The sequence below is a fragment of the Actinacidiphila guanduensis genome, assembly GCF_900103985.1.
Lineage (GTDB): Bacteria > Actinomycetota > Actinomycetes > Streptomycetales > Streptomycetaceae > Actinacidiphila > Actinacidiphila guanduensis.
The window spans coordinates 501,807-514,371 of sequence record NZ_FNIE01000003.1 but is presented as its reverse complement, the minus strand read 5'-3'; the positions used below and the strand labels follow the sequence as shown (position 1 = coordinate 514,371).

The 12,565-nt window shown below is 70.1% G+C and carries 8 protein-coding genes; all 8 read left to right on the top strand.

The features are described 5' to 3' along the window. The first annotated feature begins 198 nt into the window (after window positions 1-198). The 8 genes from BLR33_RS08525 to BLR33_RS08490 all read left to right on the top strand — a co-directional run bounded on the left by BLR33_RS08525 (window position 199) and on the right by BLR33_RS08490 (window position 12,514). Window positions 199-1,995 carry an ABC transporter family substrate-binding protein gene (locus BLR33_RS08525; RefSeq protein ID WP_093783663.1) on the top strand — a complete coding sequence of 599 codons (1,797 nt, stop codon included), beginning with the start codon at window positions 199-201 and terminating at the stop codon, window positions 1,993-1,995. 407 nt (window positions 1,996-2,402) lie between these two features. Then, window positions 2,403-4,271: a translational GTPase TypA gene (typA, locus tag BLR33_RS08520; RefSeq protein WP_093783662.1), complete on the top strand. Its 1,869-nt coding sequence runs from the start codon at window positions 2,403-2,405 to the stop codon at window positions 4,269-4,271. A gap of 521 nt (window positions 4,272-4,792) precedes the next feature. Next, window positions 4,793-6,433, top strand: a complete 1,641-nt coding sequence (locus tag BLR33_RS08515) for a peptide ABC transporter substrate-binding protein (protein WP_093783661.1) — start codon at window positions 4,793-4,795, stop codon at window positions 6,431-6,433. Window positions 6,434-6,587: 154 nt separating this feature from the next. Next, the gene (locus tag BLR33_RS08510) at window positions 6,588-7,511 is read left to right on the top strand and encodes an ABC transporter permease (protein ID WP_093783660.1); all 924 of its coding nucleotides are present in this window, start codon (window positions 6,588-6,590) and stop codon (window positions 7,509-7,511) included. Next, window positions 7,504-8,475 carry an ABC transporter permease gene (locus BLR33_RS08505; protein ID WP_093783659.1) on the top strand — a complete coding sequence of 324 codons (972 nt, stop codon included), beginning with the start codon at window positions 7,504-7,506 and terminating at the stop codon, window positions 8,473-8,475. Before BLR33_RS08510 ends, BLR33_RS08505 begins: the two co-directional genes overlap by 8 nt. Window positions 8,476-8,504: 29 nt before the next feature. Then, window positions 8,505-9,515: an ABC transporter ATP-binding protein gene (locus BLR33_RS08500; RefSeq protein WP_093783809.1), complete on the top strand. Its 1,011-nt coding sequence runs from the start codon at window positions 8,505-8,507 to the stop codon at window positions 9,513-9,515. Beyond that, on the top strand, window positions 9,508-10,602 hold the full coding sequence (locus BLR33_RS08495; RefSeq protein WP_093783658.1) for an ABC transporter ATP-binding protein: 1,095 nt from the start codon (window positions 9,508-9,510) through the stop codon (window positions 10,600-10,602). Before BLR33_RS08500 ends, BLR33_RS08495 begins: the two co-directional genes overlap by 8 nt. 271 nt (window positions 10,603-10,873) lie before the next feature. Then, window positions 10,874-12,514, top strand: coding sequence for a peptide ABC transporter substrate-binding protein (locus BLR33_RS08490; RefSeq protein ID WP_093783657.1), 1,641 nt, complete (start codon window positions 10,874-10,876; stop codon window positions 12,512-12,514). The last annotated feature ends 51 nt before the right edge of the window (window positions 12,515-12,565 follow it).

Below are 12,565 nucleotides of genomic sequence, written 5' to 3'. Positions count from 1 at the left end.
GCGACGAGACAGGAACCCCAGCGGTGGGGAGCCGCACCCGCAGCGCCCCCGGCGGGAACCCGCACGGCCCCCGGAGGGGAGCCGTTCGGGTGGAAGGGCGGCGGGGGAGCGTCGGCGCCGTGGAAGAGCGGGCACGCTCCGTTCGTGTCGGGGCGGACGCCCCGCGACTCAGCGAAGCGCCCGGAGGTGTTCGAGCCCATGACCCGCACGAACCCGCCCGCCGCCCCCCTGGCGGGGAACCGGCGCGGCCTGTCCGCCGCGGCACGTGCCGCGCTCGCGCTGGCGGTCGGCGCCGGCGCGCTGGCCGCCTGCTCGTCCTCCTCCGGCGGCGGCGCGGCCGGAAGCGCGGGTGTGGACGTGGCTGCCGTGTCCCGCGCGGGAGTGCGCGACGGCGGCACCCTCACCTGGGCGGTCGACGAGATGCCGCACACCCTCAACGCCTTCCAGGCCGACGCGGACGACGCCACCTCCACTGTCACCGGCGCCACCCTGCCGGCGATGTTCCGCCTCGACGCCCACGGCACCCCCAAGCTGAACACCGACTACCTGGCCGACGCGAAGGTCACCGCGCAGGAGCCGCGCCAGGTCGTCACCTATGACCTGAACCCGAAGGCGAAGTGGAGCGACGGCCGGGCGATCGGCGTGGACGACTTCACCGCCCAGTGGAAGGCGCTCGGCGGCAAGAACACCGCGTTCTGGACCGCCCGCAACGCCGGCTACGACCGGATCGCCTCGATCAGCCGCGGCAGCGACGCGCACCAGGTCAAGGTCACCTTCGCCACGCCGTACGCGGACTGGCGGGCGCTGTTCACCCCGCTCTACCCGAAGTCCGTGACCGGCACCCCCGACGCCTTCAACGACGGTGTACGCACCCGGCTCCCCGTCACCGCGGGCCCCTTCGCCGTGCAGGGGGAGGACGCCAAGGCCGGCACGGTCACCCTCGCGCGCAGCGCCTCCTGGTGGGGCGAGCGGGCGAAGCTGGACCGGATCGTGCTGACGGCGGTGCCGCAGGCCCAGCGCCCGGCGCAGGTCGCCGCCGGCACCCTCGACGTGGCAGCGCTGGAGCCGGACCAGCTGTCGGCGGTCCGGGCCGCCAAGGGCGTCGGGGTGCGCAAGGCGCCCGACGCGGCCTACGCGCAGCTCGCGCTCAACGGCAGCACCGGGCCGCTCGCCGACGAGAAGGTGCGGCACGCGGTGGCCCGCGCGATCGACCGCAAGAAGATCGCCGCGAGCGTGCTCAAGCCGCTCGGGCTGCCCGACCAGCCGCTCGGCAACCACCTCGTGCTGCCCTCGCAGGCCGGGTACGCCGACCACAGCTCCGCGCTCGGCAGCTCCGGCGCCGAGCAGGCGGCCGCGCTGCTCGCCGACGCCGGCTGGCAGCGGTCGGCCGCCACGCAGGGCGAGAAGGCGGCCGGGCCCGGGCGGACGGCGGCCTCCGGCGCGCTGACCGTGGTGGAGCCGGTGCGGGCGGCGGCGAAGAAGGGCAAGGACCTCACGCTGCGGTTCGTGCTGCCGGCGAACTCGCCGACGCTGGACGGTGTCGGGCAGCAGATCGCGCAGATGCTCTCCGCGATCGGCATCCGCACGGAGATCAGCAAGGTGGACGACGACAGCTTCTTCCAGGACCACGTGGCCTCGGGGGACTTCGACCTCGCGCTCTACTCGTGGCCGGGGACCGCGTACCCCGCCACCGACGACACCCCGATCTTCGCCAAGCCGGTGCCGGCGCCGGACGGTTCGCTGGCCGTCGCGCAGAACTACAGCCGCGTGGGGACCGATCAGATCGACCAGCTCCTCGCCCGGGCGGGCTCCGAGCTCGACGCCTCCCAGGCACGCAGCCTCACCAACCAGGCGGACGCCCGGATCTGGGCGGCCGCGGGTTCCATCCCCCTCTACCAGCGCCCCGAAGTGGTCGCCCTGCGCGCGAACGTCGCCAACGCCGGCGCTTTCGGCTTCCAGACCCCCGTCTACCAGAACATCGGCTTCCGCAAGTAACGAGGGCGCTTCTTACGGTGCGGATCCCCGCCGTCGGGGTTCCGCACCGTCGCCGACTCCCGCGCCATCTCGGCTGCTCGCGCAGTTCCCCGCGCCCCTGAAGAACTCGCCCTTTGCGCGCAAGCGAGCCCCGTACCACCCAGGGGCGCTGGGGGTACATCCCAGGCGAAGCTCTGGGGGAGGAACTGCGCGCTCAGCCGGTCACCGGGCGGCACCCGGCGACGAGACCGGAACCGTGACGGCGGGTAGCCGCCCCCGTACTGCGCAAGCGGCGGCCGCAAACCTGGGCCCGCGGAGCGACCCGTACCATGGGGGGCAGAGGCCGTGGCGATTGGTGTGCCCGGCAGGTGAGCGCGTCGAGGTAGGGGCGCGACGCCGTCCACGATTCCGGGAGAAGCGCCGTACCCATGTCCACGCGCCACGACATCCGCAACGTCGCCATCGTCGCCCACGTCGACCACGGCAAGACGACCCTCGTCGACGCCATGCTGAAACAGGCCGGCGCGTTCGCCGCCCACCAGCACGTGGACGACCGGGTGATGGACTCCAACGACCTGGAGCGCGAGAAGGGCATCACCATTCTCGCCAAGAACACCGCCGTCCGGTACCACCCGAAGGACGGCGGCGACCCGGTCACGATCAACATCATCGACACTCCCGGCCACGCCGACTTCGGCGGCGAGGTCGAGCGCGGCCTGTCGATGGTCGACGCGGTCGTGCTGCTGGTGGACGCCTCCGAGGGCCCGCTGCCGCAGACCCGGTTCGTGCTGCGCAAGGCGCTGGCCGCCCGGCTGCCGGTGATCTTGTGCATCAACAAGACCGACCGCCCCGACTCGCGCATCGACGAGGTGGTCAACGAGACGTACGACCTGTTCCTCGACCTCGACGCCGACGAGGACCAGATCGAGTTCCCCATCGTCTACGCCTGCGCCCGCGACGGCATCGCCTCGCTCACCAAGCCGGAGAACGGCACGGTGCCCGCCGACAGCGACAGCCTGGAGCCCTTCTTCTCCACCCTGCTCGCGCACGTCCCCGCGCCCACCTACGACGAGGACGCGCCCCTGCAGGCGCACGTCACCAACCTCGACGCCGACAACTTCCTCGGCCGTATCGCGCTGCTGCGGGTCGAGCAGGGGCACCTGAAGAAGGGTCAGACCGTCGCCTGGATCAAGCGCGACGGCTCCGTGCAGAACGTGCGCATCACCGAGCTGATGATGACCGAGGCGCTGACCCGCAAGCCGGCCGAGTCGGCCGGCCCCGGCGACATCTGCGCGGTCGCCGGCATCCCCGACATCATGATCGGCGAGACGCTGGCCGACCCGGAGAACCCGATCGCGCTGCCGCTGATCACCGTGGACGAGCCGGCCATCTCGATGACGATCGGCACCAACACCTCGCCGCTGGTCGGCAAGGGCGGCAAGGGCCACAAGGTCACCGCGCGGCTGGTCAAGGACCGCCTGGAGCGCGAGCTGATCGGCAACGTGTCGCTGCGCGTGCTGCCCACCGAGCGTCCCGACGCCTGGGAGGTGCAGGGCCGCGGCGAGCTGGCGCTGGCGATCCTGGTGGAGACGATGCGGCGGGAGGGCTTCGAGCTGACCGTCGGCAAGCCCGAGGTGGTCACCAAGGAGATCGACGGCAAGGTGCACGAGCCGATCGAGCGCATGACGATCGACTCGCCCGAGGAGCACCTGGGCGCCATCACCCAGCTGATGGCCACCCGCAAGGGCCGCATGGAGACCATGACCAACCACGGGTCCGGCTGGATCCGGATGGAGTGGATCGTGCCCTCGCGCGGGCTGATCGGGTTCCGGACGGAGTTCCTCACCCAGACCCGCGGCACCGGCATCGCGCACTCGATCTTCGAGGGCCACGAGCCGTGGTTCGGCGAGCTGCGCACCCGCAACAACGGCTCGCTGGTCGCCGACCGGGCGGGCGCGGTCACCGCCTTCGCGATGACCAACCTCCAGGAGCGCGGCGTCCTCTTCGTCGACCCCGGCACGGAGGTCTACGAGGGCATGATCGTCGGCGAGAACTCCCGCTCGGACGACATGGACGTGAACATCACCAAGGAGAAGAAGCTCACGAACATGCGGTCCTCGACCGCGGATGTCGCCGAGTCCATCGTGCCGCCGCGCAAGCTCTCCCTGGAGCAGTCGCTGGAGTTCTGCCGCGACGACGAGTGCATCGAGGTCACGCCGGAGACGGTGCGCATCCGCAAGGTCGTCCTCGACCAGAAGGAGCGCGGCCGCGCCGCCGCCCGCGCCAAGCACGCATAGCGAGCCCCGGAGGGGCGCGGAGCTGCGTTTCATGGGCGGCTCCACCGTGTGAGCGCGAGCAACCCCAGCACTGGCCGAAGGGGGCGGTCCGGGCACTTCCGGGCCGCCGGCCGGTGACCGGTTGCGCGCACACGCGGCGGAGCCGCCCATCGGACGCAGCCCCGCGCCCCTTTTCCATGCCCCGTTGAGCGGATTTGGTGTCCGGATATCGGACGTCTCGGGCGTGATAAGAGTCACGCCGTCCGATTCATGCGCGTATGGGTATGCGGCGGAATGTCCGGATTCTGGGACGCGTAAGGGCCCCTTGCGGCCCCGGCACACCGAACCCTCTGTCCCGAGCAACCCGGGAAGTGGCGGATAGTGGACCAGGTTGAGCTCGGGTCAATGGGTCACGCGCTGCCACAATGCGCCGCGCCGACTCACGAGCACGAAGGCCGCAGCCACTGTCAGGGGTGTCAGGGGCGGACGGCCTTCTCACACATCGAGTACGTATCGACAGTGACTCCTGAGGAGGCATACCCATGCGCGGTGCCAAGAGCGCCAAGTGGGTCGTGGGAGCGGCGGTCGTCGCCCTGGCGGCCACCGCGTGCGGCGGCGGTTCCGGCGACACCAAGGCCGGCGGTTCGGACGACGGCATCGTCCGGGCCTGGTGGGGCGACCCGCAGAACCCGCTGGAGCCCGCCAACACCAACGAGGTGCAGGGCGGCAAGGTCCTCGACATGATCTTCGAGGACCTCAAGGAGTACAACCCGACCACCGGCGCCGCCCAGCTGGCCGCCGCGCAGTCGATCACCACCACCGACCAGCAGAACTTCACCATCAAGCTGAAGCCCGGCCTGAAGTTCTCCGACGGCACCCCCGTCACCGCCCACTCCTTCGTGGACGCCTGGAACTACGGCGCGCTGCTCACCAACAAGCAGCTCAACGCGTACTTCTTCGAGGACATCGCGGGCTACGCCAAGGTGCACCCGGACTCCGGCGCGCCCACGGCGAAGACCATGTCCGGCCTGAAGGTCGTCGACAACCAGACCTTCACCGTGCAGCTCACCCAGAAGTTCTCCACCTGGCCGGACCGGCTCGGCTACAAGGCGTTCGCGCCGCTGCCGACGTCCTTCTTCACCGACCACGCCGGCTACCTCGACAAGCCGGTCGGCGACGGCCCGTACAAGATCGTGTCGTACACCAAGGGCTCCAGCATGAAGCTGGTCCCCAACCCGTACTACACCGGGCCGAGCAAGCCGAAGAACAAGGGCGTCCTGCTCAAGGTCTACACCGACTCCAACACCGCCTACGCCGACCTGCAGGCCGGCAACCTGGACGTGCTGGACGACATCCCGGCCGAGCAGCTCAGCCACGTGAAGACCGACCTGGACGGCCGCTACCTCAACCAGCCGGCCGGCATCATCCAGACCGTCTCCTTCCCGCTGAACCAGAAGGCGTGGAGCAAGCCCGGGATGGACAAGGTCCGGCTCGGCCTGTCGATGGCGATCGACCGCAAGACGATCACCCAGAAGATCTTCCAGGGCACCCGCACCCCGGCCACCGACCTCACCTCCCCGGTGCTGGGCGCGGCCGGCGGCTACAGCTCCGACATCGCCGGCGACTCGGTGACGTACAACCCGGCCAAGGCGCGCGAGCTGATCAAGGAGGGCGGCGGCATCCCCGGCGGTCACATGACCATCGGCTACAACGCCGACTCCGGCTCCCACAAGGAGTGGGTGGACGCGGTCTGCAACAGCATCAACAACGTGCTGGGCGACAACAAGGCGTGCGTGGGCGCCCCGACGGGCACCTTCGCGGACTTCCGCAACCAGATCACCAAGGGCGAGATGACCAACCCGTTCCGTTCGGGCTGGCAGATGGACTACCCGCTGATCGACGACTTCCTGACGCCGCTCTACGCGACCGGCGGCAGCTCGAACGACTCGCACTACAGCAACCCGCAGTTCGACAAGCTGATCAAGCAGGCCAACGCCGAGCCGGACACCGCCAAGGCGACCGCGCTCTACCAGCAGGCCGAGAAGCTGCTCTTCACGGACATGCCGGTGATCCCGCTCTGGTACCAGAACGGTGAGGCCGGCTGGTCCTCGCGGGTCTCGCACGTGACGGAGAACGCCTTCAGCTACCCCGTCTACACCGACATCACGGTCAACAACAGCTGACACAGCAGCCGACCGGCATGTCGTAGGCGCACCCGCCCCGGTACCCCGGGGCGGGTGCGCCGCAGGGGGAATCCGACAGCAACCGCTCGCGGTGGGGGTGTCGGCCGCGGCCACGAGCCGCGGCCGCCGTCCGGCCCGACTCCATGGAGGACACGTGGGGCGCTACGTCATCAGGCGACTGCTCCAGATGGTGCCCGTCTTCATCGGCACGACCTTTCTGATCTTCGTCATGGTCTACGCGCTCGGCGACCCGGTGGCCGCGATGTTCGGCGACCGGGCGCCCGACCCGGCGACCGCCGCGCAGATCCGGCACGCGATGTACCTGGACCACTCGCTGCCCGCCCAGTACGTCCACTACATGAAGCAGATCTTCACCGGGAACTTCGGCACCGCGGCCACCGGCCAGCCGGTCACCGAGCTGATGGGCAGCGCGTTCCCGGTCACGATCCGGCTCACCCTGGTGGCGTTCGCGATCGAGGCCGTGGCCGGCATCGGCCTGGGCCTGCTGGCCGGCATGCGCCGCGGCCGGTTCGCCGACACCGGCGTGTTGGCGTTCACCCTCCTCGTCGTGGCCGTGCCGACCTTCGTCACCGGCTACGTCCTGCAGTACTTCCTCGGCGTCAAGTGGCACGTGGCGAACCCGGCGGTGGCCGAGGGCGCCCCGATCGGCGACCTGATCCTGCCCGGCCTGGTGCTGGCCGCGGTCTCGCTGGCCTACGTGGCGCGGCTGACCCGTACCTCGGTCGCGGAGAACGCCCGCGCGGACTACGTGCGCACCGCCGTCGCCAAGGGCCTGCCCAAGCGCCGGGTGGTCACCGTCCACTTGCTGCGCAACTCGCTGATCCCCGTGGTGACCTTCCTCGGCACCGACATCGGCGGCCTGATGGCCGGCGCCGTCGTCACCGAGCGGATCTTCAACATCCATGGCGTGGGCTACCAGCTCTACCAGGGCATCCTGCGGCAGAACCCGCCCACCGTGGTCGGTTTCGTCACCATCCTGGTGATCATCTTCCTGGCCGCCAACCTGCTCGTCGACCTGCTCTACGCGGTCCTGGACCCGAGGATTCGGTATGCCTGAGACGACCGAGACCACGCCCGCCGCAACGACTCCGGCCACCACCGCGGCCGACACCGCGGCCACCGCGACGGCGGCCGGCCCGGTGACCCCCGCCGGCACCGCCACCCCGGAGCGGGAGAAGGCGCGCAGCCTGTGGAGCGACGCCTGGCACGACCTGAGCCGCAAGCCGATGTTCTACGTCTCCGGGCTGCTGATCCTCTTCCTGGTGGTCATCGCGATCTGGCCGGGCGCCATCGCGAGCGGCAACCCGCTCGCCTGCGACCTGTCCAAGTCGCAGATGGGCCCGACCTCCGGGCACCCCTTCGGCTTCGACACCCAGGGTTGCGACGTCTACACCCGCACCGTCTACGGCGCCCGCGCCTCGGTGTCGGTGGGCATCTTCTCCACGGTCGGTGTGGCCGTGCTCGGCTCGCTGCTCGGCGGCCTGGCAGGCTTCTTCGGCGGCTGGTGGGACGCGGTCCTCTCCCGGATCAGCGACATCTTCTTCGGCATCCCGATCCTGCTCGGCGGCGTGGTGTTCCTCTCCGTCGTCAAGGGCGGCACCGTGACCACCGTGTCCGCGTTCATGATCCTGCTGGGCTGGCCGCAGATCGCCCGGATCGCCCGCGGCGCGGTGATCACCGCCAAGCAGCAGGACTACGTGCAGGCCGCCAAGGCGCTGGGGGCGAGCAACACCCGGATGCTGCTGCGGCACATCGCGCCCAACGCGCTCGCGCCGATCATCGTGGTGGCCACCATCGCGCTCGGCACGTACATCTCGCTGGAGGCGACGCTGTCCTTCCTCGGCGTGGGCCTGAAGCCGCCGGCCGTCTCCTGGGGCATCGACATCTCCCAGGCGTCCGACCAGATCCGCAACGCGCCGCACATGCTGCTGTGGCCGGCGGGCGCGCTGAGCATCACGGTGCTGGCGTTCATCATGCTCGGCGACGCGGTCCGCGACGCCTTGGACCCCAAGCTGCGCTAGGAGGGCGTACGTTGACTGCCACCGACACCATGGCGGGCGCCCCCGCGCCCGCGACCGCCACCGCGCCGCTGCTCGAAGTGCGCGACCTGCACGTGGAGTTCCACACCCGCGACGGTGTGGCCCGCGCCGTGAACGGCGTCAACTACTCGGTGAACGCCGGCGAGACGCTCGCCGTGCTCGGCGAGTCCGGCTCCGGCAAGTCGGTCACCGCGCAGGCGATCATGGGCATCCTCGACATGCCGCCGGGGCGCATCCCGCAGGGCGAGATCCTCTTCCAGGGCCAGGACATGCTGAAGATGTCCGCCGAGGCCCGGCGGAAGATCCGCGGCCGGAAGATCGCCATGATCTTCCAGGACGCGCTCTCCTCGCTCAACCCGGTGCTCAGCGTCGGCTACCAGCTCGGTGAGATGTTCCGGGTGCACCAGGGCCTGTCCCGCAAGGCCGCCAAGGCCCGGTCGATCGAGCTGATGGACCGGGTGCGCATCCCGGGCGCCCGTGCGCGGGTCAACGACTACCCGCACCAGTTCTCCGGCGGCATGCGCCAGCGCATCATGATCGCGATGGCGCTCGCCCTGGAGCCGGACCTGATCATCGCCGACGAGCCGACCACGGCCCTCGACGTGACCGTGCAGGCCCAGGTGATGGACCTGCTCGCCGAGCTGCAGCGCGAGTCGACGATGGGCCTGATCCTGATCACCCACGACCTCGGTGTCGTCGCCGACGTCGCCGACAAGATCGCGGTGATGTACGCGGGGCGGATCGTGGAGAACGCGCCCGTGCACGAGATCTACCGGCAGCCGGCCCACCCGTACACCAAGGGCCTGCTCCAGTCGATCCCGCGGGTGGACCGCAAGGGCCAGGAGCTCTACGCGATCAAGGGCCTGCCGCCCAACCTGCTGCACGTGCCGGCCGGCTGCGCCTTCAACCCGCGCTGCCCGATGGCGCAGGACGTGTGCCGCACCGACGTGCCGCCGCTGCACACGGTCGGCGCCGGGCGCGGCAGCGCCTGCCACTTCTGGAAGGAGACCCTCGGTGACTGACACGGTGAAGGGCGCCGCCCCCGCGGGCGAGCCGATCCTGCAGGTGCGCAACCTGGTCAAGCACTTCCCGCTGACCCGCGGCATCGTCTTCCAGAAGCAGGTCGGCGCTGTGAAGGCGGTCGACGGGATCTCCTTCGACCTGCACCGGGGCGAGACCCTGGGCATCGTCGGCGAGTCCGGCTGCGGCAAGTCCACGGTCGCCAAGCTGCTGATGAACCTGGAGCGGGCCACCTCGGGCGAGGTGTTCTACAAGGGCGAGGACATCACCCGGCTGTCGGGCCGCGCGCTGAAGGCGGTGCGGCGCAACATCCAGATGGTCTTCCAGGACCCCTACACCTCGCTCAACCCCCGCATGACGGTCGGCGACATCATCGGCGAGCCCTTCGACATCCACCCGGAGGTCGCGCCCAAGGGCGACCGCCGCAAGCGGGTGCAGGAACTGCTCGACGTGGTCGGCCTCAACCCCGAGTACGTCAACCGCTACCCGCACCAGTTCTCCGGCGGCCAGCGCCAGCGCATCGGCATCGCCCGGGGCCTGGCGCTCAACCCGGAGATCATCATCTGCGACGAGCCGGTCTCGGCGCTGGACGTCTCGGTGCAGGCGCAGGTGGTCAACCTGATGGAGAAGCTGCAGGACGAGTTCGGCCTGTCGTACATCTTCATCGCGCACGACCTGTCGATCGTGCGGCACATCTCGGACCGGGTGGGCGTGATGTACCTGGGGCGGATGGCCGAGATCGGCACCGACGCCGAGATCTACGAGCACCCCACCCACCCCTACACCCAGGCGCTGCTCTCGGCGGTGCCGGTGCCCGACCCGCAGGCGCGCGAGCAGCGCGCGGCCGGCGCGGACTCCGGTGCGGCGGCCGGCCGGGGCCGGATCATCCTCTCCGGCGACGTCCCCTCGCCCGCCGACCCGCCCTCGGGCTGCCGGTTCCGCACCCGCTGCTGGAAGGCCCAGGACCGGTGCGCGCAGGAGCAGCCGCTGCTCGCGGTGCCGGAGGTCTTCCGCGGCTCGGGCACCCCGGCCGAGCACGAGTCGGCCTGCCACTTCGCCGAGGAGCGCGCCACGGCCGAGGCCGCCTGAGGCTCCCTCACACCCCGGCCGGTCCGCCCCGGTCCGCCGCGAGCGCCCCGATCCGCCCGCAGCGGACCGGGGCGCTCGCGTGTGCGCGTTCTCGCACGCCCCTTCGCACCGCTCGCACCCGGGCGCAGCCACCCGGGTGAACTTCGGTGCGCCCGCCGCCACCTGAGCGCCACATTGCCCGGGCGACACGAGGGGAGAAGAAGTGCAGCTCCGCCCGTATTGCGGTGTCATGGGTACCCACGTGCCATTTGTGACCCATGAGGAGGCATCGATGCGCGGAGCCACGCGCGTGAAGTGTGCCGTCGGTGTGCTCGCCGTCGCGCTGGTCGCCACGGCCTGCGGTGGCGGGAGCGACAGCGGCAGCAGCGGCGGCAGCAGCGGTGGCATCGTGCGTGCCTCCTGGGGCGACCCGCAGAACCCGCTGGAGCCGGCCGACACCAACGAGGTGCAGGGCGGCAAGGTGCTGGACATGGTCTTCCGCGGCCTGAAGAAGTACGACCCGAAGACCGCCAAGGCCGAGAACATGATCGCCCAGTCGATCACCTCGACCGACGCCCAGAACTTCGACATCAAGATCAAGCCCGGGTGGAAGTTCAGCAACGGCGAGCCGGTCACCTCCGACTCCTTCATCAACGCCTGGAACTACGGCGCCGACCTGCGCAACGCCCAGCTGAACGCTTTCTTCTTCGCCCAGATCGACGGCTACTCCCAGGTGCACCCCGACGCCACCGGGGCCAAGCCCACCGCGACCAAGCTCTCCGGCCTCACCAAGGTCTCCGACACCGAGTTCAAGGTGAAGCTCAGTCAGAAGTTCTCGCTGTGGCCGGACACCCTCGGCTACGCGGCCTTCTACCCGCTGCCGCAGGCCTTCTTCACCGACCACGCGGCCTGGCTGCGCAAGCCGATCGGCAACGGCCCGTACGAGATCTCCTCGTACACCAAGGGCACGGGGATGTCGCTGCGCAAGTGGACCGGCTACCGGGGGCCGGACGCGGCTGTCAACAACGGCGTGGACCTGCGGGTCTACACCGACAACAACACCGCGTACACCGACCTGCAGGCCGGCAACATCGACCTGGTCGACGACATCCCGGCCACCCAGCTGCGAAACGTCAAGTCCGACCTCGGCAGCCGCTACATCAACGAGCCGGCCGGCATCATCCAGACCATCTCCTTCCCGCTGTACGCCGCCGGGTGGTCCTCGGCGAAGTCGGCGATGGTGCGGCAGGGCCTGTCCATGGCGATCAACCGGCCGCAGATCACCCAGCAGATCTTCCAGAACACCCGCACCCCCGCCTCCGACTGGACCTCGCCGGTGCTCGGCGACGCCGGCGGCTTCAAGAAGGGGCTGTGCGGCCAGGAGTGCGAGTACAACCCGGCCAAGGCCAAGCAGCTGATCCAGCAGGGCGGCGGCCTGCCCGGCGGGCGGATCACCATCGGCTACAACGCCGACACCGGCTCGCACAAGGAGTGGGTGGACGCGGTCTGCAACAGCATCAACAACGTGCTGGGCAACAACCGGGCCTGCGTGGGCGCCCCGACCGGCACCTTCGCCGACTTCCGCAACAAGATCACCAACAAGCAGATGACCATGCCGTTCCGCTCCGGCTGGCAGATGGACTACCCGCTGATCCAGGACTTCCTGCAGCCGCAGTACTACACCGACGCCTCGTCCAACGACTCGCACTACAGCAACGCGAACTTCGACAACCTGATCAACCAGGCCAACGCCGAGAGCGACAACAGCAAGGCGATCGGCCTGTTCCAGGACGCCGAGCGGCAGCTGGTCAAGGACATGCCGGCGATCCCGCTGTGGTACCAGAACGGCAGCGCGGGCTACTCCAGCAACATCAGCAACGTCACCCTCAACCCCTTCAGCGTGCCGGTCTACAACGAGATCAAGGTCCACTGAGACCTGCCGGAGGCCGCACCGGGCGCACCCGGTGCGGCCTCCGGCCGCTCC

Coding starts and splice junctions, on each gene's coding strand:
- BLR33_RS08525 (WP_093783663.1), top strand. CDS start 199: ATGACCCGCACGAACCCGCCCGCCGCCCCCCTGGCGGGGAACCGGCGC.
- BLR33_RS08490 (WP_093783657.1), top strand. CDS start 10,874: ATGCGCGGAGCCACGCGCGTGAAGTGTGCCGTCGGTGTGCTCGCCGTC.
- BLR33_RS08505 (WP_093783659.1), top strand. CDS start 7,504: ATGCCTGAGACGACCGAGACCACGCCCGCCGCAACGACTCCGGCCACC.
- BLR33_RS08500 (WP_093783809.1), top strand. CDS start 8,505: ATGGCGGGCGCCCCCGCGCCCGCGACCGCCACCGCGCCGCTGCTCGAA.
- BLR33_RS08515 (WP_093783661.1), top strand. CDS start 4,793: ATGCGCGGTGCCAAGAGCGCCAAGTGGGTCGTGGGAGCGGCGGTCGTC.
- typA (WP_093783662.1), top strand. CDS start 2,403: ATGTCCACGCGCCACGACATCCGCAACGTCGCCATCGTCGCCCACGTC.